This is a genomic window from Kitasatospora sp. NPDC089509, assembly GCF_044749365.1.
Taxonomy (GTDB): Bacteria; Actinomycetota; Actinomycetes; order Streptomycetales; family Streptomycetaceae; genus Kitasatospora.
The window spans coordinates 155,402-177,619 of the sequence record NZ_JBIVHS010000002.1 but is presented as its reverse complement, the minus strand read 5'-3'; the positions used below and the strand labels follow the sequence as shown (position 1 = coordinate 177,619).

General features: G+C 74.8%; 19 protein-coding genes. 4 read left to right on the top strand and 15 right to left on the bottom strand.

The genetic code is table 11. The features are described from left to right. Window positions 1–40 precede the first annotated feature (40 nt). Window positions 41–526: an inorganic diphosphatase gene (locus ACIP4P_RS04370; protein WP_400915341.1), complete on the bottom strand. Its 486-nt coding sequence runs from the start codon at window positions 524–526 to the stop codon at window positions 41–43. A 142-nt stretch (window positions 527–668) separates the two neighbouring features. On the opposite strand from ACIP4P_RS04370, the gene ACIP4P_RS04365 reads away from it, so the two are divergent. Then, window positions 669–1,508, top strand: a complete 840-nt coding sequence (locus tag ACIP4P_RS04365) for a hypothetical protein (RefSeq protein ID WP_400914648.1) — start codon at window positions 669–671, stop codon at window positions 1,506–1,508. A 56-nt stretch (window positions 1,509–1,564) separates the two neighbouring features. On the opposite strand, the gene ACIP4P_RS04360 is transcribed toward ACIP4P_RS04365, so the two are convergent. From ACIP4P_RS04360 to ACIP4P_RS04345, 4 genes are all read right to left on the bottom strand, one after another. Continuing rightward, window positions 1,565–3,433: a CocE/NonD family hydrolase gene (locus tag ACIP4P_RS04360; protein ID WP_400914647.1), complete on the bottom strand. Its 1,869-nt coding sequence runs from the start codon at window positions 3,431–3,433 to the stop codon at window positions 1,565–1,567. After that, window positions 3,430–3,879 (bottom strand): cupin domain-containing protein, encoded by a 450-nt coding sequence (locus ACIP4P_RS04355; RefSeq protein WP_400914645.1) that lies wholly within the window; start codon window positions 3,877–3,879, stop codon window positions 3,430–3,432. The genes ACIP4P_RS04360 and ACIP4P_RS04355 overlap by 4 nt, the downstream gene beginning before the upstream one ends. 139 nt (window positions 3,880–4,018) lie before the next feature. Continuing rightward, window positions 4,019–4,819, bottom strand: coding sequence for a Mut7-C RNAse domain-containing protein (locus tag ACIP4P_RS04350; protein WP_400914644.1), 801 nt, complete (start codon window positions 4,817–4,819; stop codon window positions 4,019–4,021). 95 nt (window positions 4,820–4,914) lie between these two features. Next, window positions 4,915–6,225 carry an MFS transporter gene (locus ACIP4P_RS04345; RefSeq protein WP_400914642.1) on the bottom strand — a complete coding sequence of 437 codons (1,311 nt, stop codon included), beginning with the start codon at window positions 6,223–6,225 and terminating at the stop codon, window positions 4,915–4,917. Between the two features lie 243 nt (window positions 6,226–6,468). Between ACIP4P_RS04345 and ACIP4P_RS04340 the strand changes: the two genes are divergently transcribed. Both ACIP4P_RS04340 and ACIP4P_RS04335 read left to right on the top strand, forming a co-directional pair. Then, window positions 6,469–9,021, top strand: a complete 2,553-nt coding sequence (locus ACIP4P_RS04340; protein WP_400914640.1) for a molybdopterin cofactor-binding domain-containing protein — start codon at window positions 6,469–6,471, stop codon at window positions 9,019–9,021. A 29-nt stretch (window positions 9,022–9,050) separates the two neighbouring features. Then, window positions 9,051–9,515, top strand: a complete 465-nt coding sequence (locus ACIP4P_RS04335) for a (2Fe-2S)-binding protein (protein WP_400914638.1) — start codon at window positions 9,051–9,053, stop codon at window positions 9,513–9,515. A 55-nt stretch (window positions 9,516–9,570) separates the two neighbouring features. Here ACIP4P_RS04335 and ACIP4P_RS04330 read toward each other — a convergent pair whose 3' ends face one another. Further along, window positions 9,571–9,969: a hypothetical protein gene (locus ACIP4P_RS04330; RefSeq protein WP_400914635.1), complete on the bottom strand. Its 399-nt coding sequence runs from the start codon at window positions 9,967–9,969 to the stop codon at window positions 9,571–9,573. 265 nt (window positions 9,970–10,234) lie between these two features. Between ACIP4P_RS04330 and ACIP4P_RS04325 the strand changes: the two genes are divergently transcribed. Further along, the gene (locus ACIP4P_RS04325) at window positions 10,235–10,807 is read left to right on the top strand and encodes a helix-turn-helix domain-containing protein (protein WP_400914633.1); all 573 of its coding nucleotides are present in this window, start codon (window positions 10,235–10,237) and stop codon (window positions 10,805–10,807) included. Window positions 10,808–10,934: 127 nt separating this feature from the next. On the opposite strand, the gene ACIP4P_RS04320 is transcribed toward ACIP4P_RS04325, so the two are convergent. From ACIP4P_RS04320 to ACIP4P_RS04280, 9 genes are all read right to left on the bottom strand, one after another. Next, complete coding sequence (locus tag ACIP4P_RS04320) at window positions 10,935–11,546, bottom strand: hypothetical protein (protein ID WP_400914630.1); 612 nt, start codon at window positions 11,544–11,546, stop codon at window positions 10,935–10,937. A 198-nt stretch (window positions 11,547–11,744) separates the two neighbouring features. Next, window positions 11,745–13,010, bottom strand: coding sequence for an alpha/beta hydrolase family protein (locus ACIP4P_RS04315; RefSeq protein ID WP_400914627.1), 1,266 nt, complete (start codon window positions 13,008–13,010; stop codon window positions 11,745–11,747). A gap of 63 nt (window positions 13,011–13,073) precedes the next feature. After that, window positions 13,074–13,664 carry a TIGR03086 family metal-binding protein gene (locus tag ACIP4P_RS04310; RefSeq protein ID WP_400914625.1) on the bottom strand — a complete coding sequence of 197 codons (591 nt, stop codon included), beginning with the start codon at window positions 13,662–13,664 and terminating at the stop codon, window positions 13,074–13,076. A 103-nt stretch (window positions 13,665–13,767) separates the two neighbouring features. Then, window positions 13,768–14,523 (bottom strand): SDR family NAD(P)-dependent oxidoreductase, encoded by a 756-nt coding sequence (locus ACIP4P_RS04305; RefSeq protein ID WP_400914623.1) that lies wholly within the window; start codon window positions 14,521–14,523, stop codon window positions 13,768–13,770. Between the two features lie 167 nt (window positions 14,524–14,690). After that, window positions 14,691–15,395: a class I SAM-dependent methyltransferase gene (locus ACIP4P_RS04300; protein ID WP_400914620.1), complete on the bottom strand. Its 705-nt coding sequence runs from the start codon at window positions 15,393–15,395 to the stop codon at window positions 14,691–14,693. 201 nt (window positions 15,396–15,596) lie between these two features. Continuing rightward, entirely contained in the window at window positions 15,597–16,379 is a 783-nt protein-coding gene (locus tag ACIP4P_RS04295; RefSeq protein ID WP_400914618.1) for a transglycosylase family protein, read from the bottom strand. 555 nt (window positions 16,380–16,934) lie between these two features. Next, window positions 16,935–17,603: a response regulator gene (locus ACIP4P_RS04290; RefSeq protein WP_400915339.1), complete on the bottom strand. Its 669-nt coding sequence runs from the start codon at window positions 17,601–17,603 to the stop codon at window positions 16,935–16,937. A 122-nt stretch (window positions 17,604–17,725) separates the two neighbouring features. Further along, window positions 17,726–19,393 (bottom strand): sensor histidine kinase, encoded by a 1,668-nt coding sequence (locus ACIP4P_RS04285; protein ID WP_400914616.1) that lies wholly within the window; start codon window positions 19,391–19,393, stop codon window positions 17,726–17,728. A gap of 119 nt (window positions 19,394–19,512) precedes the next feature. Then, window positions 19,513–22,071, bottom strand: a complete 2,559-nt coding sequence (locus tag ACIP4P_RS04280) for a SpoIIE family protein phosphatase (RefSeq protein WP_400914614.1) — start codon at window positions 22,069–22,071, stop codon at window positions 19,513–19,515. Window positions 22,072–22,218: the final 147 nt, after the last annotated feature.

Below are 22,218 nucleotides of genomic sequence, written 5' to 3'. Positions count from 1 at the left end.
GGGCGCGCGGCACCGGGGCGGGGGCACCGGCGGGGCGGGATCAGACCGGGCCGGCGAAGCGGGTCCCGGCCGCCCGCTCCCGGGACCCGGCGATCTCGGCGTACGCCGCGTCCCGCCCCGCCCAGTGCGAGCCCTCGACCGACGCGCCGCGCTCCAGGTCCTTGTACACCTGGAAGAAGTGGGTGATCTCCAGCAGGTCGAACTTCCGCAGGTCGCCGATGTCCCGCAGGTCGGCGTAGCGCGGGTCCCGGGCCGGGACGCAGAGGATCTTCTGGTCCGGGCCGCGCTCGTCGCGCATCACCCACATCCCGACCGCCCGGCAGCTGAGCAGACAGCCGGGCACGGCCGGTTCGCCGCCGAGGGCCAGGGCGTCCAGCGGTTCGCCGTCGCCGCCGAGGGTGCCCTCCACGTAGCCGTAGTCGGTGGGGTAGCGGGTGGCGGTGAAGAGGGTGCGGTCGAGGCGGATCCGGCCCGCGTCGAAGTCCATCACGTACTTGTTCCGCGATCCCTGCGGGATCTCGATCATCACGTCGAACTCGGCGGGTTCCACCGTCGCCTCCTCCTCGACTCCTGGGCCTGGGCCTGGGGCGATTGTCCGCCGTACGGGCCGCGTAGGCACCCGTCGAAACGGCCTCCGTCGTTCGGGCCCGGCCGATAGCATCCGGGCCATGGGGAGCTGGCAGGCCACGGTCATGGACCACCGTCACGAGCCGGGCGGGCGTCCGCAGGGGCGCCCGGAGGGGCCGCTGGCCCGGCGGGACGGGTGGGAGGTGCACGGCGGGGACGGCGAGCTCAGCCTGACCGACGCCGCCGGCCGGGTCCGCTGGCGGCGGCCCTGCCCGGGGCGGCCGAACGCGGCGCACCTCTCCGCCGACCGGGTGCTGGTCACCACCAGCTCCTTCGAGTACACCGCCTGGGGCCACCTCGGCCCGGCCCTGCTGCTGGACCTCGCCGACGGCGCTCTGGTGGCCGAGCTGCGCGGCGAGCACGGCGCGGCGCTCGGCACACGCGGCACGACCCCTGGAGCCGACGGCCGCTTCGTCCTCGGGTTGGAGGGCTACGGCGCCTTCGACACCTGGGCCCACGACCGGGACGGCGCCGTCGTCGACGCCTGGCGCAGCTACGGCCACTACGTGGTCGGCGACGGCCTGCGGGTGGTCGAGACGGACCGCCGCCACCCCACCGGGAGCCGGGTGGTGCGGCTGCTGCCCGGCGGGGCGGTCGAGCGCGGCCCGCTGCTGGCCGACGCCCAGGCCCCGGCGCCACTGGTGCTGGACGACGGCACCCTGCTGGTGCTGGACGCGGGGGTGCTGCGCGCCGTCGGACCGGCACTGGACGACGCCGTGCTCGCCGAACTGCACCCGCTCCCGCCCGAGCAGCGGCACCGCTACACCGGTGCGCTGCACCGGACGGCCGAGGGCCTGACGGCGACGCTGGTGGAGCGCCACCCGACCCGGATGGGCGGCTACTCCACCCGCACCTGGACCCTCGGCCTGCACCGGTCCTGAACGTCCGTCCTGTCCGTCCTGTCCGTCCTGTCCGTCCTATCCGTTCACGCGCACCCTCACGGCCGGACCACCGGCAGGTCGAGCACCGAGCCGTGCTCCCCGCCGTACCCGATCCGGTAGCTCACCTGCCCGTCGGCCGGGAGCAGTTGGAAGGAGTCGGGGTTGGCGGCGGCCACGGTGAGCCGGATCCGGTCGCCGGCCCTGAACAGCACCGAGACCGGCTGGAGGTCGATCACCACCCGCTGCGCCCGTCCCGGTGGGAAGGGCGTGGCGTCGTCGGCCGCGTAGCTGCGCGGCGTGCGCAGCCGACGCCAGTCGGGGTTGTCCTCGCGGTCGGCCACCGCCCGGTCGGCGAGGGCGAGTTGACCTTCCGTCAGATAGGTGGTCCGGCCGTCGGGGGTGACGTCCTCCAGATACACGTGCAGGGCCCCGTTCGCCGAGCCGGCCAGGCCGGTGACGTCCAGGGCGACCTTGCCGTTGCCGGTGACCCGGGTGGGCTCGGCCAGCGGCGCCGTGGTGTAGCTGAGCAGCTTGGCGTCCACGGCGGCGCGGTCGGGGTAACTCACCTCGTCCCCGGTGAGGTTGGTGTTCCAGCGGTCGAGCGGTCCGGTGCCGGCGGTCGGGTCCAGGCGCAGCAGGTCGGAGCCGGCGGAAGGGTCCTGACCGCCGAGGGTGTTGCCGGCGCCGAGCCGGAACGGCCGGGTGCGGGTGCCGGGCACCGGCCAGCGGGTGGTGGTGCGCCAGACGTCCTCGTTGAAGGTGTAGTAGTGCACCTGCCGCTTGCCGTCGGGGCGGGCGCCGTCCCGTACGTAGTGGTCGAAGAAGTCGACCACCCGCTGGTCGTTCACCTCGTGTTCAGCCCGGGTGAGCCGCCGGGCGGGCTGGAACGGGTCGGCGAGCCAGCCGGCGCCGTGGTTCCACGGGCCGATCCAGTCGTCCTGGGTGTTGGACAGGCCGGTGAACTGGGACAGCACGCCGTTGGCCGTCCCCGCGTCCAGCCAGCCGGCTCGGGTCAGCACCGGCACCCCGCCGTCCTCGACCGCGTCGGTCTTCTCCCCGACGCTGCCGACCGTCCAACTCTGCGGTCCGTTGCGGTAGTCGCGGTGGACGCCGGTCTGGGCCAGCTCGACCAGGTTGGCGTTGTCCGCGTGCTCGGCGCGGGCGGCGGCCATCAGCGCCGGGCCGTCCGGGCCGTCGACCGGCCGGGGCGTCAGTCCGGTGAGGCCGCCCTGCGCGCAGAGCTGCCGGGTCTCGGCGCTGGTCTCGCAGGTGGTGCCGCCGGTGCCGTCCAGGATGCGCAGCAGCAGCGCGTACGGGGCGAGCCGGGGCTCGATCAGCAGGCCGCCGGGGCGCACCAGGTCCTCGTACGGGTCGAAGTCGTAGGAGATCGGGGCGGCGGCGGCGATGTGGTGGTCGCCGAGGGCGGTGGCGAGCATCGCGGTGTCGCCGCCGTAGGAGACGCCGGTGGTGCCGACCCGGCCGTTGGACCAGGGCTGGGCGGCGATCCAGTCGCTGAGCGGGCCGCTGTCGGCGACCGCGTCGGAGCCCAGTTCGGCGGTCAGGGTGCCGAAGGAGGCACCGGTGCCGCGCAGGTCGGCGACGACATAGGCGTAGCCCCGGGCGTTCCAGTCCTCGGCCTCGCCGCTGGAGCCGCCCGTCTGGCCGGCCAGGACCCGGGCCCGCCAGTAGCGCTGGGTGACCAGGACGGTGGGGAGCGCGGCGCCGGGTCGGGTGCCCTGCGGGACGTAGACGTCGACGGCGAGGCGGACGCCGTCGGGCATGGTGACGTACCGTGACTGGAGGTGCGGTACGACGGCGGTGTCCGCGACGGCCGGGGTCGCGGCCAGTCCCAGCAGGGTGAGCGCGGAGAGCGCGGCCACCAGGGGCCGGCGCAGCATCCCCCGGCTGATCGTCCCCCGGTTCATCGGTCGGTCGCCTTCCAGGGGCCTTCCTCGGGGCGCGCCTCGGTGTCCGTGCCCGGCCACGGCGGCATGGTGACGGCGGTGATGCACAGCGGCCCGGCGCCGTCCGGGTCGGCCCGGAACTGGAAGGCGGTGCCCAGCGGGATCGACACCGCCGTGCCGGGGCCGAGCCGGTGGATCTCCTCCCGGCCGTCCTGGCGCCGCCACACCTCGCCGCCGCCCGCGGTGACCTGCCACAGCTCTTCCACGGTGGCGTGCGAGACCGCCCGGGTGACCTGCCCGGGGGTCAGTTCGAACACGGCGAGGCTGCCGCGCCCGTCCAGGACCAGCAGAGGGCGGACCAGGGCGCCGTCCGGGGCGGTCACCACGGGGGCGTCACCGGTCTCGATGCTCTCGAAGGGTTGGTGCGCCGTTCGTTCTCTCGACTGATCGTTCGACTGATCGTTCATCCGACGACCCGGCCTCTCTCGTACGACGGAGTTCCTGGGCTCGTCCCCCGCCGACGATCAGACCATGCGGCTCGGAGCGCCCGCCATCCTCAGCGGTCCGTATCCGACCCCGAGACAACCCCGAGGGATTCCGGGGCCGCTACCCCGAGACGGCGCCCCCGGCGCCGCCGACGCCCCCGATGCCGCTGCCGACTCCCCCGTCACCGTCCGGGCGTCCGACCGTGCCGAAGTCGCGCACGGCCTCGCTGACGATCGCCTCCAGCCGGGCGTGGTGGGCGCCGCGCCAGTACGCCTGCCCGCAGTCCGCGCACTGGGCGAAGGCGTCGTAGGAGCGCTCGGTGCCGTCGTGCAGCTGCTCGCGCACCGTGGTCTTGTGCACGGTGCGCAGCGTGCCGTTGCAGGTGGTGCAGCGACTCCAGGGGGCGAGCGGCGGCGCGAACCGGGAGAGCACGTCCCGCAGTTGCTCGGCCGGACGGTGGCTGTAGACGTACGCGCCGGCCCACAGCTCGCGTCGGCGCAGCAGGCCGCGGTCGCGGGAGAGCATGATGCGCTGCTCGGCGGCGGAGCGGGCGGCCAGTGCGGCGTCGCCGATGTCCGGGTTCTCGTAGGCGGCGTCGATGCCGAGCAGGCGCAGCCGGCGGGTGAGGGTGCCGAGGTGGACGTCCAGCAGGAAGCGCGGCGGGGTGGGCGAGGGCTGCGGCCGGGCCACCGCCGCCACGCTGATCAGCTCGGCGTCGGCCGGGACGTACGAGTCCGGCACCGGCCGACCGTCCACCAGCAGGCCGCCGACCTCGGTGAGCGGGACGCCCAGCGACTCGACCACGTGGCCGAGGCTGGAGGTGCCGTCGGTGCGCAGCGCGGTACGGCCGGCCCGGCGGGGCGCGGAGACGAAGAGGTGCAGCTCAGGGGCGAAGTCAAGCCAGATCTGGGGTCGGTCCACGCGGCCAGCATGCCAGCGGGCGGCGGGCCGGGGCCAGTGCTTTCCCCCGGGGCCGGTGTTTTCCGCCGGGGCCGGTGGGCCGCCCGCAGAGCGGCCTACGAAACGGTCGACGAAGCGGCCGACGCCGGGGTGCCGGGCGCCGGGGCGGGCACGGCCCCGCGGTCGCCCGCCGCCGCCCAGCGGGCCACCGGGCCCATCGCGTACCCGGCGGCGAGGAACACCCCGCCCAGCACCAGCCAGCCGACCGGCCCGCCGTCCAGCAGCAGCGTGGTGAGCAGCAGCGGCCCGAGGGTGCGGGCGACGGCCACGCCGGTGCCGAAGAAGCCCTGGTACTGGCCGATCCGCTCGGGCGGCGCGAGGTCGAAGCCGAGTTGCCAGGAGCCGGCCGACTGCCGCATCTCGCCCGCGACCTGCAGCACGGCGGCGGCCGTCAGCAGGACGGCGAACACCCACACCGGGACGTCCAGCGCGGACAGCCCGCAGACCACGCAGGAGGCGAGCAGCAGCAGCCCGGCGGCGCGCACCGCCCGGACCGCGGAGTCCAGCCCGCTGACGTCGCGCGCCGCCCGGACCTGGAAGGCCAGCACGGCCAGGGTGTTGAGCACGAACAGCGCGGAACCGAGCCAGCCCAGGCCGGGGGCGCGCCGGGCGATCCACAGCGGCAGGATCAGGCTGAGCAGCGGCATCCGCAGCAGCAGGACGGTGTTGACCAGGGTGACGGCGGCGTAGCGCCGGTCCCGCAGCACGGCCAGCTTCGGGCCGGTGCCCGACTCCGGTGCGGCGGGCGGGACTTCGGGCAGTCGGCGGAGCACGAGCGCGCCGATCAGGAAGCCGAGTGCGGTGACGGCGAAGGCGCCGAGGTAGCCGGCCCGGGTGCCGACGGTCAGCGCGACGCCGCCGACCGCGGCGCCGACGGCCAGTCCGCCGTTGAGGGTCGACTGCAGGTGGGCGAGCAGTCCGGTGCGTTCGGCGGGCGGCACCAGGCCGGCGACCAGCGCCTGCCGGGCGGCGGTGAGGCCGGACTGCGCGGTGGCGTAGAGGCAGACGGCGAGCAGGAACGGTCCGTAGGAGCGGATCACCAGGAGCGCGGCGACGGTGACGGCGGCGGCGAGCGCGAGGGTCACGGCGGTGCGGCGCGGGCCGCGGCGGTCGGCGAGGTGGCCGAGCGGGACGCCGGCCAGCGAACCGATCGCCCAGGCGAGGGCGAGGCCGAGGCCGAGGGCGGTCGGCGACATGCCGACGACCCGGGTGAAGTAGAGCGCGGAGCAGGTGTAGTAGGCGCCGTCGCCCACCGAGCTCGCCAACTGGGCGGCGGCGAGGGTGCGTTGGGGGCCGGCCGGGGGCAGCAGGGTGCCGCCGTGGGCCGACGTCCGGCTGCGGTTCGACGCTGCTGTGACTTCTCTCACTGCTCTCACTGCTCTCCTGACGCTCCGTCGACCCCCCGGCGGACGGGCGCGCGGGCCGGACGTTCGCAACCGCCCGGGGCGGCCGTCGGTGGGACGGTGTCCAGCCTAGGGAAGAAGTGGACCGGCCGACAGATCCATTGATCTTGCATTTGCGTGGGCCACTTCTGGGCCCCGCCGCCCCCTCCGGCCCACCCTCCGCCGCACCGTCGGGCGAGCGATGAACTCCCGTACGACAGCCCCTCGTTGATCCACCGGACACCCCGGGGGCCGCGCCGCTCCGGCCCCGCCCGCCGGGCCGAAGCGCCGTCCGTACCCGCTCCGACTCCCCCGCCGGAAGCGGATCGGACACCTCCACCACCCGACCGGAGGGCCAAGATTGACCGTGTTGACCCGTCAGTAGCACCCTCCATATGCTCAGCGGCGTTCGCGATCCGGCACCGGGGCCGGGGCCGTCCGCGCCCACCCGATCCGGCGCCGTCTCCGGCTCGAAGGGTTCCTCCCATCAGCACCTCCATCGCGCCCTCGGGCTCCTCCGGCCACCCGGACGAGGCGGCCGGACCCGCCGCCGGGGACACCGGGCGGCGCCGCTTCCTCACCTATCTGCTGGCCGGCCCGACGCTGACCGTCGCCGCCCGGCTGGGGCTCGACGCCGCCGCCCCGGCCTCCGCCCAGGCCGCCGAGCGCACCGCCGCGGCCGCCGCCGCGGCGACCGCCCGCGCCGCCACCGCACCCCCGCAGCTGTTCGGCCTCCCGGGCATCCCCGACGTCCTCGACCTCGGCGACGCGATGATCCTCGCCGGGCTCCCGACGTCACACCTGCTGGTGCTCGAAATCACCCCCGCCGGGCGTGCCGCGCTGTACCTCCCCCGACTGGAGGTCGGCCAGGGCCTGACCACCGCGATCGCCATGCTGGTCGCCGACGAGCTCGACGCCGAACTCACCGACGTGGACGTGCCGCTCTCCGACGGCCGCCCCGAACTGCTCTTCAACCAGCTCACCGGCGGCTCCAACTCGGTGCGCGCGCTGTACGACCCGGTACGGGCCGCGGCCGCCGCCGCCCGCGCCCGGCTGGTCACCGCCGCCGCCCGGCGCTGGAACGTTCCCGCGAGCGGCCTGCGCACCGCCGGCTCCGCCGTCCTCGCCCCCGACGGCCGCCGCCTCGGCTTCGGCGAACTCGCCGCCGACGCCGCCGCCGTGATCGTGCCCGCCGTCCCCGCCACCCCCAAGCCGGCCGAGCAGCGCCGCCTGGTCGGCCGGCCGACCGGCCGCATCGACGCCCGCGACATAGTGACCGGGCGCACCAAGTACGCCGGGGACCTCCAGGTCCCGGGCGCCGCGCCCACCGTGGTCGCCCGCCCGACCACCGTCAACGGCACCCTGAAGTCCCTGGACGCCTCGGTCGCCCGCGCCATGCCCGGCGTGCTCGCCGTGGTGCAGATCCCCAGCGGCGTCGCCGTCCTCGCCGAGACCTTCGACCAGGCGCTCAAGGCCCGCGACGCGCTGCGCACCACCTGGAACCCCGGCCCGGTCGCCGACCTCTCCACCGCCGACGTCCAGGCGAAACTGCGCGCCGCCCACGCGCCGTTCCTGCTGCCGCCGCTGCTCACCCCGTACCTGGACGGCGAGTTCGACTTCGCCTTCGTCAACCACGCCCCGATGGAGGTGCTGACCGCCGTCGCCGACGTGCGGCCGGGCCGCGCCGAGCTGTGGTTCGCCGCCCAGAGCCCGATCATCGCCCAGCAGACCATCGCCGCCGAACTCGGCCTGCCGCAGAACGCCGTCACCGTCCACGTGGTGCGCGGCGGCGGCTCCTTCGGGCGCCGGCTGTTCTTCGACGCCGCCCTGGAGGCCGCCCAGATCTCCAAGGCCGCCGGGCGTCCGGTCAAGCTGATGTGGACCCGCAACGACGACATGCGGCACGGCCGGATGCGCCCGGCCAGCCACCACCGGATCCGCGCCACCTACGGCCTCGGCCAGGTGCTCAGCTGGGAGCACCGCGCCGCCACCGTCCGCACCGACCTCTCGCACGGCCTCGGCGAGGCGCTCACCGGAGCCGGGTTCAACCTGTCGATCGCCGGGATCAGCCTCGCCCAGGCCTTCTTCCTGCTCACCGAGAAGAACCCGTACAACGTCGGCATCCCCACCCAGCTGCTCGCGGAGGTGCCGCTGCAGCTGCACACCGGCAGCTGGCGCTCGGTGTACTCCGGCATGGTGCGGGTCGCCGACGAGATCATGATGGACGAACTCGCCCGCCGGATGGGCCAGGACGAGGTCGCCTTCCGCCGGGCCCGGCTGCGCGACGCGTCCGGACAGGCCGTGCTGGACACCGTCGCCAAGGCCGGCAACTGGGGCCGCCCGATGCCGGCCGGCCAGGCCCAGGGCGTCGGCTACCACGACGAGAACGGCGCCCTGGCCGCCTACCTGGTCGAACTCGACGCCACCGACCCGGCCAACCCTCGGGTCACCAAGGCCGTCGTCGCCGCCGACGTCGGCCAGGTCATCAACCCCACCGGACTGGAAGCCCAGTTGACCGGCGCGCTGGTCGACGGCATCTCGGTGATCCTCCAGGCCGGCAACCACCTCGACAACGGGGCCTTCCGGGAAGGGAGTTACGCCGACTTCCACTACGCCCGGCAGCGCAACACCCCGCCGACCGTCGAGATCCACCTCATGCCGCCGAGCGGATCCCCGGGCGGCGCGGGCGAGTTGGGCGTTCCGGCGGCCTCCGCCGCGGTCGCCAACGCCTACGCCCGCGCGACCGGCACCAGCCCGCGCTCCTTCCCGATCAACTTCTGACCTCCCGGAATCAAGGACCCCAACTCCCCATGCCCACCCACACCTTCGTCCTCAACGGGCAGCCCGTCACCGTCGAGGCCCCGGACGACATGCCGCTGCTCTGGGTCCTGCGCGACAAGCTCGGCGTCACCGGCCCCAAGTACGGCTGCGGCGTGGGCGTCTGCCGGGCCTGCACCAGCCACCTCGACGGCCAGGAGTTCCAGCCCTGCACCCGCTCCGTCAAGGAGTGCGCGGGCCGCACCGTCACCACCATCGAGGGCCTCGCCGACGGCGACACCCTGCACCCGGTCCAGGAGGCCTGGATCGACTGCGACGTCGCCCAGTGCGGCTTCTGCCAGCCGGGCCAGATCATGACCGCCGTCGCCCTGCTGCGCCGCACCCCGAACCCGACCGACGCGGACATCGACCAGATCCAGAACATCTGCCGCTGCGGCAGCTACCCGCGGATCCGCGCGGCCATCAAGCGCGCGGCGGCCGGCGGGCAGCTGCACTGACGCGGTGCTGCCCCGCCCGGACGGCCGGGCGGGGCAGCAGGGGCTCAACCGGCTGTCAGCACTCGACCACGCCGTTGTGGAAGTACCAGTTGTTGTCGACGTACGCACCGTAGGTGTAGGCCTTGTAGCTGCCGAAGAAGTTGTAGTTGGTGCCACCGATTCGGTACCAGACGTTGCCCTGGTTGTTGATGTCCACACCCCTCACCCAGCACTCGAGGTAGATGGTGTTCGAGGACCCCGGGGTCGAGTACACATCGTTGGCGACCTTGGCCGCCCCGGGGTCCGCGGCCGAGTAGACGCCCACGCCGTGACCGGTCGGGTGGATGTTGAGTGCGTACCAGCCGTTGGCGGAGGCGCTGCCCGCCGAGACGCCCACCGCGCCCGCCGCCATGGCCAGCACCACCGCAGCGGTCGCCCCGCGCCGCCCGATCCTCTTCATGACGTTCTTGATCACGCCGACTCCCTGTCCGGTCGAAACGCTCCGAGGCCGCCCCGTCGATCTCGGCGGCGGATCCAGCTGACCCGATCACCGCCCCTGTTCGGTACCGCCTGACAGGAACTGACAACAGCTGACACCGTCCGCCGAACACCGCCGAACGCCCCCTCCCCGCGCGGAATCCACGGATCGGCACGTACCGTCGCCACACCTCGATATGATCCGTACGCGACAAATGAACGGCGACACCGAGGGCTCTGACATCTGACACCAGGGGGCCGCCATGGCGGAGCAGCAGCAGGAGCACCCGGCCGCACGGAAACCGCCCACCGCCGCCGAGACCTTCGCCGGCCGGCTCCGCACCCTCCGGCTGGAGGCCGGTCAGCCCTCCTTCCGCACCATGGCCAGGACCGTCGGCTCGATCTCGCACACCACCCTCTACGAGGCCGCCTCCGGCACCCGACTCCCCTCCTGGCCCACCACACGGGCCTTCGTCCGGGCCTGCGGCGGCAACGAGGCGCAGTGGCACGCCCACTGGTGCACCGTCGTCCGAGGGGATCCGCCCTCCGGACCCGCCGTCACCACTCCCCCGACCGCACCGGCCGCACCCCCCGGACCGGCAGCACCGGCAGCACCGGCGCCACCGGTCGAGCCGCCGCCGATCGTCGGGCGTTCCCCCCGCACCCGGTTCTGGACCCACGCCCTCAGCCTGCTCCTCGGACTGGCCGTCGGCGTCTGCGGAACCCTCGGACTGATCGCCCTCCGTTCGCCGGCCTCCGACCGGCCCGACGCCCCCCGGAGTTCGACGCCGACCGGTCCGACCTTCCCGTCCTTCAGCCCTCCTCCTACCGGCTGACCACCGCGCACCGGATCGCCACCGCCTCCGACCGCCGCACCGCGATCGGCAGCACGACGGCCCGCCCACCCCGGGACTCCGGGTGGGCGGGCCGTCGCCGCGCGGCTGCCATCGCCGTGCGGACCGGTCAGTTGCGGAGGAGTATCCAGGCGCCGCGGCCGTCGCAAGCGGAGGCCTTGTAGGCACCGAGACGGTAACCGGCCGGAACGGGCGTGCCGGGACAGACCCAGAGCCCCGGCGCCGCCAGCTGCTGGAACCAGGAGCCGAGACCGCCGCAGCCGACGTAGGAGTGCCGGGTGACGACGTACCCGGTCGGGATCGGTGAACCCTCACAGGTGTCGATCCCGTTCCGCACCGCCCGCTGATACCAGGCGCCGCGGTTACCGCAGGCGCTGCTGGTGGTGGTGTGCGCGGTGAGCACGTATCCGTCCGGGATCGGCGAGTTGAAGCAGGCCCACATCCCGTCCTGCGCGGGCTGCTGGAGCCAGCTGCCGTTCCCGTTGCAACCGCTGCTGTTGTAGGCGGTCAGGATGTAGCCGGGGGTGACCGGGGAGCCTTCGCAGATCCACGCGGCCGACGCGGGCCGGGCGGCGGCCGCGGGCGCGGCGCTCGCCGTCCCGGCAGTGGTGCCGGCGAGCACGGCGGCGAGCAGCGCGACCACCCCCGCGAGTGCGGCAAGTCTGCTCAGCGGCAGGATGGTTGACGAACGGTCCAGCAGTCGCCGAGGTCTTCTGATCACGTCACACCAGTCCAATCGGCAGGTCCGTGCGGCACCGCACGACGACCGTACGGCGCCGGTTCGTGGAGCTGGTGCGACCCTAGCGAGAGAACACCGGGGCGAACATTCACATCATGTGCACATCAAAAACTTGTCCGGAAGCGTTCGCGAGATGCCTTCAATTACTCCCTGTCAAGCGCCGGTGACGTTCCGCTCCCCTCATCGGCCGCTGCCGACCCACCCCGCGACCTCCGCCACCACCTCCGCCGCCACGTGCCCGGGCCGGGCGTACTCGGCCGGGGTGGCGGGCCCGCTGCCCGGGAAGAACAGGTGGTCGGCCTCCGGGTGGATCCGGACCGTCACCCCCGGCCGGTCGCCGAGCCCGTGCTGCCAACGCGTCAGATCGTCCTCGACGGTCACCTGGTAGTCCCGGCCGCCCTGGAGGATCAGCATCGGCAGGGACAGCCCGGCCGCCGTGGCGACCTGGTCGTAGCCGCGCAGGTCGAGCCAGTAGGCGGCGGAGAGCCCGAACGGCAGCGACTCCGCCGGGGTGTCCGGGGTCAGCCCCGGGCCCGCGACCGTCGCGGCCTGCCGGGCCGTGGCCTCCGCCAGCTGCTCCGTCTGCGGCCCGGGCATCAGCTCCGCCAGGTACCGGGCGACCCGGACCGCCGCCTCGTGCATCGGCTGGGCGTCGGCGGCCAGCAGCACCAGACCGGCGACGGGCGGTTCGGCGGCGGCGGCGATCCGGGGCGCCACCTTGCCGCCCATGCTGTGGCCGACCAGGTGGACCCGGTCCGGGTCGATCTCCGGCCGGGCCCGGAGCAGCGCGAGGGCGGCCAGCGCGGGCGGCAGGTACTCGTCGGCCATGGTGAAGCCGGCCGGCAGCCGCTGCGGGTGGACGAAGGTCGGCTTGTCGAAGCGCAGGACGGCGATCCGGCCGGTGGCCAGGCCCCAGGCGAGGTCCTTGAGCGGCTTGTTGGGGCCGCTGCTCTCGTCCCGGTCGAAGGCGCCGCCGCCGCTGAGCAGCACCACGGCGGGCCAGGGCCCCGGCCCGACCGGCAGGGTGAGGGTGCCGGGCACGGCGAGCGGTCCGTCGCCGAGCAGCACCTCGGTCTCGGTGAACCGCGCCGGGTCCGCGTACGGCGGCGGCTGCCATCCGCCGCCCTCGCCCGGGTCGAGCCGCAGCCCGTGCAGCAGGCCGTCCGCGCCGACCGAGGTGACGACGGTGAAGCCGCCGTCCGCACAGCCCACCGCGATGCGCACGCGCACCGGTTCGCCGTCGGGCTCGGCCACCGGCTCGCCGACCGTGGTCACGCCGCCCCGGCCGTCGACCTCGGTGCTCCAGGCGAGTCGGAGCGTCCCGGCCGGGACGGCGGCGCGCAGCGGTGGCGCGAACAGCTCGACGGCCTCGGCGAAGCGCTCCGCCCGCAGCAGTGCGGCGAACGCGCGCGCCGCCTCCAACACTATGTTCCGGTCATCCTCCATGGCCGAAGACCGTACCAGGCACGGGAGTTCAGGCCTTGGCGGCCGACCGTCGGGGCCCGACCGTCAGGAGCCCGGGTGGCGCCCGAAGAACGCGGCGAGCCGGTCGTACGCCGGGGCGTCCGCCGGGGCGGGGACCTCGGGGCCGAAGGCGTGCTGTCGCTCCTCCTCGCCGCGGTACTCGGGTTTGAGGGCGCCGTGGGCCCAGTCGAGGGCGGCGAGCGCGACCTCGTGGTCCAGGCCCTCGGTGGACTGGCCGGTGGCGTGTGCCAAGTCCCAGGCGTGGACGGCGAATTCGGTGGTCTGCTGGTCGACCGGGAAGCGGGCCGGGAGGGGACCGCCGGGGGTCTCGACCGTGCCGGTGAGGTCTCCGGCGGCGCGCCAGGCCTCGACCAGCCGCTCGGCGCCGGCCTCGAAGGCGTGCAGCCAGTCCTCCTCGACCCGGTCGAAGGGCCGCGACCGGTCCGGCTGTCCGCCCTCGGCCCGGAGGGTGAACTTCCGCAGGTCGTCCAGGAGATGGCTGACCAGGTCGCCGACGTCCCAGGAGCGGCAGGGGGTCGGGTGGCCGGCCAGTTCGACGCCGGTGCCGTCGATCAGCCCGGCCGCCTGGGCGAGGGCCCGGGCGAGCAGCTCGATCGGGTCGTCCACCGCGGTCATGGCACACCTCTCGGTCGGGGGGCGCACGGGTCGTGCCGGGCGATCGTAAGCGCGCCCGCCCACGCCCGCCCGGCACGACACCGCCGCCCCGCCGACCGTCGGGTCAGGCGGCGAAGCCGCCGTCCACCGCCAGCTCGGCGCCGGTGACGTACCGTCCGTCCTCGCCCACCAGGTAGGAGACCGCGCCCGCCACCTCCGCCGCGGTGCCGTACCGGCCGAGGGCGACGAAGCCGCGCTGGAAGTCCGCGGACTCGCCGTCGGCCGGGTTCATGTCGGTGTCGATCGGGCCCGGGTGGACCAGGTTGGCGGTGATCCCCCGCGGGCCGAGCTCCCGGGCCAGCGCCTTGGTCAGACCGATCAGCGCGGCCTTGCTGGTCGCGTAGAGCACGGCGCCCGGGAAGGCCACGCGCTGGGCGACGCAGCTGCCGATGCCGACGATCCGCCCGCCGTCCGACAGGTGCCCGACGGCGGCCCGGGCGTACAGGTACGGCGCGCGGACGTTCACCTCCAGCACCCGGTCGATCTCCGCGGGCGTGGTCTCCTCGATCGGTCCGACGGCGCCCACACCCGCGTTGTTCACCAGGATGTCCAGCCGTCCGAACCGCTCGGCGACGGCCGCCACCGTGTCCTGCACCGCCGCCGGGTCGGCGCTGTCGGCCCGGACGGCCCAGCCGGTCCGGCCCATCGCAGTGATCTTCGCGACCACCTCCTCGGCCTGCTCGGCCGAGCCCCGGTAGGTCAGCGCCACGTGGGCGCCGTCCTCGGCCAGCCGCAGCGCGACCGCCGCCCCGATGCCCCGACTGCCGCCGGTCACCAGGGCCACCTTGCCGTCCAGCGCCGCCGCACCGTTCTTCGTCATGTCCTCGGTCTCCTCGTCCAGGTGTTCCGATCGCGCCCCGGCCGGTCCGCCGGTCGGGGTTCCGCTCTCGGTGTGCGTGTCGATCCTGGTCCGGGAGGCCTGACAACTCCGGCGGTATTCGGACGTTGCGTTCAATCTTCAACTACACCTCGGCTCCTCGGCTTCGATCACCCCGCGGGCGCCCCCGCCGCGCGCTCCCGCACTCCGTAGTACGACCCGACCGCCGGCTGCCCGGTCCAGTTCGGCCCGGCCGACGGATCGGCGCCCGCGTAGTCGAAGGGCAGCTCGACCGGCCGACCGCCGTCCAGGAGCAGCAGGTGGCGACGCGACCGGTACTCGAACCCGGCCGCCCGCAGCGCCGCCACCACCGCCCGCGCCAGGCCGGTGCCGTCGGGGCGGCGAACCGACTCGGGGTCGAAGTGGGCGGCGAACCGGCCGTCCGGGGTCAGCCAGGAGGCGGCGCGGGCGATCGCGCCGAGCTGGTCGCCGAGGTAGTGCAGGCCGTGCACACAGGTGATCAGGTGGTACGACCGCTCGGGCGCCCAGTCGGCGAGCGCCGCCGTCACCAGCTGCACCCCCGCGCCCGGGGGCCGGCCGAGGACGGATCCCAGCGGGCCGACCAGGTCGACGCCGGTCAGTTCGGCGCCGGCCGGCAGCAGTCGGGCGGCCTCGGTGAGTGCCCGGCCCTCCCCGCTGCACAGGTCCAACCAGGCCGGTCCGGTCCCGCCGTGCTCCCGCAGCCAGGCGGCCGGGTCGAAGCCGAGCTCGCGGGCGTAGCTGTTCACCCCGCTGAGGCCGCGTTCGCGGTTCATCGTGCGGTTGGCCACCACGTCGGAGGCGGTGAGCTCGCTGTCACTGATCAGTCGGACCATCAGGCGACCCTACCGGCGCGGGAGACCGGCCGAGGAGGGCCGCCGAACGCGCGGAGCGGCCACCCCGCGCAGGGGTGGCCGCCGGATCACGCCGGGGGCGGCTGATCAGTCGTTCGGATCACCTGATGTCCTGATCGCCAACCGGTCTGACCGCCAGCCGGTCCGATCGCCGGCCGGCCCGACCGTCAGACGGCCCGACCGTCAGACGGTCAGCGTCTGGCCCGGGAAGATCAGATCCGGGTCGGCGCCGATCGTACGGGCGTTCTTGCCGTACAGGCCGTCGGTGTCGACGCCGAACTTGGCCGCGATGTCGCTCAGCGTGTCACCGCTGCGGACGGTGTAGCTGCCCCCCGAGGTGTTCTGCTCGGACGCCGGAGCGGACTGCGCCGGCTTGGCGGACGGACGGCCCTGCGGGGCCTCCGCGGCGTGCGGCTTCGCCTTCGGCGCGGCCTGCGGGGCCGCCTTCGCGCCCTGCGGGGCCTTCGGAGCGGCCTTGGCCGCCCGCTGGGCCGGCTTGGCGGGCTTGGCCGGCTTGCTGTCCGAGGAGCCCGAACCCGCCGAGGTGTCGACGGCGGCCGGGGCCCCGCCCTTGCTCAGGCCCGCCTTCCGGGAGCAGACGGGCCAGGCGCCCGGCCCCTGCGAGGCGAGCACCTTCTCGGCGACGGCGATCTGCTGCGCCCTGGTCGCCTGGTTGGCCTGGGGAGCGTACGCGGTTCCGCCGTACGCGGCCCAGGTGGAGGGGGTGAACTGCAGTCCACCGTGGAAGCCGTTGCCGTTGCTGATGCTCCAGTTGCCGCCGCTCTCGCACTGGGCGACCGCGTCCCAGGCCGAGGAGGGTGCGGCGGAGGCCGAGGTGGCCGTGACGAGGCCGGCCACCGGCAGGGCCGCGACGGCGGCGCCCGCGACGACCGCCATCCTCAGGCGGTGACGCTTGACGGTGGCGGTGGTGTCGGTGGCAGCGGCGTTCTCGTGACGGGAAGTCATGAATGTCCTCTCGACAAGCCCCGGGCGGGCAAGCGGAACCAGGCCCGTATCAGGGGCCGGTCGGTCGCGCTCACCGCACTCGTCGGGCGGCCGGCCACGTGTCGGACGTGCCGTGCCGCCGCGGTCACCACCACTCGCCGACGGCCTCGTTCGAGCCGGTCTCGTCGGCGGGCACCGCCCTCGCGCCGGGGGTCAGTCGGCGGGCCGTGCGTCGGGGTGAACCCGGGTGGCGCTCGTTGCGCCGCCAAGAAAGCTAGGGGCATGTCCTGGGCGCAGCAAGCAATTCTTGGTCTTCGCAGGTCAGTTGACTGTTACCGGCGGTATCGATCAAGAAACGCTGCCCGGTTCGACCAGGTTTGACCGCATTTTAAAGATCGAACGATCAATTCCCGTGCCCGCGCTCACATCTGTCCATTCGTGAACTCCCGCACACCATCGACGGTCCGCAGTCGGAACATGACGGACCGTCACCACCGCATCCGGAGTTCCCGATTCACGACGGCAGTTCAGTGGCATCCGCCACGCCAAACACGTTCGGTCATCGAAGAAACGCGCTCAGTTGCCGCCGCCGAGCTCCGCGTCCCGCGCCAGCAGCGCCGCCTGGACCCGGTTCTCGCAGCCCAGCTTGGCCAGGATCCGGCTGACGTAGGTCTTCACCGTCGCCTCGCTCATGTGGATCCGGGCCCCCGCGTCCGCGTTGGACAGGCCCTCCCCGAGCAGTGCCAGCACCTCCAGCTCGCGCCCGGTGAGCACCTCCAGCCGGCGCCGGGCCACCGCGCCGCGGGCGGCCGCCGAGCCGCTGCGCCCGGCGGCCAGCGAGTCGACGATGTGCCGGGTGGCGGCCGGGGAGAGGAAGGCGTTCCCGCCGGCCGCCGCCCGGACGGCCTGGATCAGCTCGTTCGGCGCGGTGTCCTTGAGCAGGAACCCGGCGCCGCCCTCGGTCACGGCGCGCAGGACGTTCTCGCGCTCCCCGAAGGTGGTGAGGATGATCGCCCGCGCGCCGGGCGCGACCCTGCCGAGCTCCCCCAGCGCCGTGAGCCCGTCCATCACCGGCATCTGGATGTCCAGCAGCACGACGTCCACCCGGTGCGCCCGGGCCAGCTCCAGCGCCTCCCGACCGTCGGCGGCCTCCCCGACCACCTCGATGTCGTCGGCCGAGCCGAGGATCATCCTGATCCCGGCCCGGATGAGCGGCTCGTCGTCGGCGACGAGGACTCGGATCACGCTGGTCATTCCCCTCGAACGGTGCGGCGGGCGGCAGGACGGCGCCACGGCCGGGACACCATCCTCACATCCCGGCCGGTCCGCCTCCCGCCGAGCCCCCCACCTCGCCGGACGGGCCGGCCTCAGCCCTTGGCGACGTACTCCACCTTGTCCACCAGCACCCCGCCCTTGAAGCAGAACCGCGCCACGTGGTCGTCCGGCCAGGAGTCGCCGGTCCCGCCCTTCGCCAGCGTGTACCAGCGGCAGTACGCGCCCTCCGGCTTCGGCGGACCGGCGTCCCGGAAGTCGGAGGTGAAGAAGTCGTTGCCGGGCGGCAGCCGGTGCATCACCTCGGACCTCGACTCGCCGACCTGGATCTGGTCGTAGACCGACTGCTGCACCATCGAGTCACTGGCGCCCCGGACGAAGGCCACCACGCCCCAGGCCACCAGGCCCGCCACGATCAGCGTCACCGCGACCACCCCGGCCGCGCAGCCGAGCGCCGGGCGGCGCGGACCGGTGTCCGCGTCGCCGGGCGGCGAGGCGCCGCCGAGCACCCAGTCGTCCTCGGCCAGCAGCGCGGCGGCGCCCTCGGCCTCCGCCCCCTCGTACGGGAGGACGGCGGCCAGCCGGAAGCCCTGCTCGGGCGTCGGCCCGGCGTGCACCATGCCGCCGACGAGCCGGGCGCGCTCCCGCAGGCCGGTCAGCCCCTGCCCGCCGCTCACCACCGCACCCGCGCCGGCGTGCGCGCCCACCAGCTCCGGCGCGCGGGGATTGGTCACCTCCACCACCAGCGCGTCCGGCTCGTACCGGAGCGCGACCGCGATCGGCGCGCCGGGGGCGTGCTTGTGCGCATTGGTGAGCGCCTCCTGCACGATCCGGTACGCCGCGTGGTCGACCGCCGCCGCCAGCGGTCGCCGCTCGCCCTCGGTGCGGAACTCCACCCGCGCACCGGCCCCCCGGGAGGACTCCACCAGCCCCTCGACCCCGTCCACCCCGCCGCGGGCCGGCGCCGGACCGGGGCTGCCGACCACCGGCGGCAGCGCCGTCGACTCGTCGTGCAGCACCCCGACCACCTCGCGCAGCTCGCGCATCGCCGCGACCGCCGCCTGCCGCAGCACCCCGACCGCCTCCCGCTGCCGGTCGCTGAGGGTGCGGTCCACCTCCAGCGCACCCGAGTGCACCGAGATCAGCGCGAGCTGGTGGCCCAGGCTGTCGTGCATGTCCTGGGCGATCCGGTGCCGCTCCCGCAGCCGGGCCTGGTGCACCACCATCGCCCGCTCGCGCACCAGCTGGTCGTTGCGCTCGCGCAGCGCGTCCAGCAGCGCCCGGCGCTGCGCCCGGTAGCGGCCGTACAGCGCGGGCAGGACGGCGAAGACCAGATAGACGCCGAGCGAGAGTCCGATGATCAGCTTGGGCGAGAAGGTGAATCCGTCCTTCAGAGCCCCGAACACACCGAACAGCAGGAAGCTCAGCACGAAGGCGCCGACCAGCCGCCGGACCCGGCTGATCCGCGCCCCGGCCACCCAGCCCGCACAGACCAGCAGCGGCAGCGGCCCGATCGACCAGCCCGCGATCACCCCGGTCAGCAGCAGTACGGTGGCCGGGAACCCGCGGCGCAGCACCCACAGCCCGGCGACCGCGAGCCCGAAGGGCACCTCCAGACCGGTCCCGGCGACCATCTCCAGCAGGCCCGCGAACAGGCCCATCAGCAGGGCCAGCACCGCCTCGCCCACCACCCGCCGGGGCCGCCAGGGCCCCGGCAGCGCCGTCCGTACCGCCTTCGACCAGGCCTGTGCGATTGCTTCCACCCGTCGAGGCTAACCGGGTGCCCCGCACCCGCGCGGTCACCCTTCGTCGCCGCCCGAGCCGACGAAAGTCGCCGCTCCAGGAGTCCCTGGGCCCTGGCTCCGGGCCAGAGCTCCGGGGCCTAGCGGAACGCGGTGAGCAGCAGCGCCACGTCGTCCACCCGCCCGGTCGAGCCGACCTCGCGCAGCAGCCGCTCGGCGAGCTCCTCCAGCGTCTCCCCCGCCCGGCCGTGCGCCAGCGCCGCCCGCAGCCGGTCCACCCCCTGGTCGATGGCCAGCGCAGGGTCCTCCACCAGCCCGTCGGTGTAGAGGGCGAGCAGCGAGCCGGGCCGCAACCGCAGCTCGCTGACCGGGTACGCGGCGCCCTCGTCCACGCCCAGCAGCGGCCCGCCCGGGACGTACAGCGCCTCGGCCCGCCCGTCCGGGTGGCGCAGCACCGGCGGCAGGTGCCCGGCCCGGCCGATCCGCACGGTGCCGTCGGCGGGGGTGAGCCGGACCAGGCAGCAGCTGGCCAGCAGCCCGGGGTCGAGGTCCAGCAGCAGTCGGTTGGTGCGGGCGAGCACCTGGTCGGGCGGTTCACCGCCGCTGGCGAACGCCCGTACGGCGCTGCGCAGTTGGCCCATCGCGGCGGCGGCGGCGACGCTGTGGCCCTCGACGTCGCCGATCACCAGGGTGAGGTCGGCGCCGGTGAGGATGGCGTCGTACCAGTCGCCGCCGATCTCCATGCCCTGGGTGCCGGGCAGGTAGCGGGCGGCGGTGCGCAGGCCGGGCACCTGCGGGAGCCGGTGCGGCAGCAGGGCCTGCTGGAGGCCGCGGGCCAGGGCGAACTCGGCGTCGTAGAGCCGGGCGCGCTCCAGCGCCTGGGCGATGAAGCCGCCGAGGCCGGTGAGCAGGCCGCGCTCCTCGACGGTGAAGGGGTGCGCCCGGTCGAAGCCGAGGATGCAGCTGCCGACCGGTCGGCCGGAGGCGATCAGCGGCAGGAAGGCCCAGGCGCCCATCTCGTCCAGGGCCAGGCCGGGGTAGGCGGCGGCGAGGTCGCGCACCGACTCGAAGAAGATCGGGGTGCCGGTGCTGAGCGCCTCGGCGCCGGGGACGCGGGCGTCGAGCGGGGTGCCCTCGAAGCCGTCCAGGAAGCCGTCGGGGTAGCCGCTCTGCGAGACCAGGTGCAGCCGCTGCTCGCGCACCCCGTAGATGGCGAGTTCCTGGCCGCCGAAGGCCGGGAGGATCTCCTCGGCCACCGCCCGGCAGACGTCGCGCACGGTGACGGCCTCGGTGAGCGCGCTGGCCAGCTGGAGCAGGTGGTGGGTGCCGCCGACGCCGGTGGCGGCCGCGGGCGGCGCGGCGGCGGGCGGTTCGGCGGTGCCCGGCGGGGCCTCGGCGGCGATCACCCGGGCGGTGACGCCGTGCCGGTCGGGGTAGAGCGAGAAGGCCAGCCAGCCGTCCGGCGGGCGGGCGGCCAGGAAGGCGGTGGGCTGCTGGGAGAGCAGGGCGGCGCGGTAGCGGTTCTCGTGGAAGGGGTCGGCGAGCCAGGGCAGCACCGTCCAGAGGTGGTGGCCGACCAGGTCCGCCGCCGTCGCCCGCAGGAGCTGCTCGGCGGTCCGGTTGACCGAACCGACCAGCCCGTCGGGGTCGAGCGAGAGGACGCCCTCGGGCAGCCGCTCGACGGCGGCCGCGGCGGCGGTGACGGCCCGGACGTCCAGGACGGCGCCGACCAGGTGGGTCCGGCCGTCGGAGATCGCGCCGGGGACCCGGGCCCACAGTTCCACCGGGTACGGGCGCCCGGCCGGCCCGAGCACCCGCACCCGGGCGGCCAGCACCTCGCCGTGCGCCAGGGCGGTCCGGGCGGCGGTGCGGAAGCCGGGGACGTCCCCGGGGGCGATCCGGCCGGTCAGGCAGCCCACCGTGCCGTCGAACTCGCCGGGTCCGAAGCCGAAGATCTCCCGGAACCCGGCGTCCGCGGCGAGCGCGCCGGTGGCCACGTCCCAGTCGAACATCCCGACCCGGGTGGTCGGCACGGACGGCGGCGGCAGCTCCACCACGGCGGTCTCGCCGGTCGGCTCCACCATCCGTCCGTCGGCCGCCAACTCGGCCAGCCCGGCGCCGAGTTCACCGGCAACGGCGTCCAGCCGGCCGCCCTCCCGGACCGGCACCCCCTCGTCCGAGGCGGGCCAGAGCACATTGAGCACGCCGTACCGCTCCCCGCCGTGGCCGACCGGCACGCAGACCGAGACGAAGTCGTACGGCAGTCCGACGGCGAGCTGCGGGAAGCGCCGCATGGTGTCCTCGGAGTCGGAGAGCGCGACGGCCCGTCCGGTCCGGAAGCAGACCGCGACCGGCAGCGGCCCGGCGGCCGCGACCCGGCGGAACGGGCTGATGATCGACAGTGGCACCCCGACCAGGGTGCGCAGCACCAGCGACCGCCGGTCCCGGGAGCGCAGGTAGACCATCGCCGCGTACGCGCCGGTGGAGCCGAGCACCCGGCGGACGGCCGCCGCCAGCAGCTCGTCCCGCTCGTGGACCGCCTGGGTCTCCCGGGCCGCCTGGTCCGCCTGGTCCGCTTGGTCCGCCGGGGCCGCCGGGGCCGTCTCCGCTCCCGGATCCGGGCTCGGCTCCGGCACCGCTTCCGGGCCCGCCGCGCGGACCGGCTCGGCGGCCCCGCCGGTCACCCGCGGATGGCGCATGCTCCCTTGCTACGTCCGCCCCCGAACGGTGTCAAGGCGAGCCCTCGCACCCCACCCGCCCCTCCGGCACCGAACGGCGGGCGAGAAGTTAGGCAAGCCTCACCTTGTCAGGCGGGCGGTGCACCCCCTACGGTGAAGTCCTCAGAC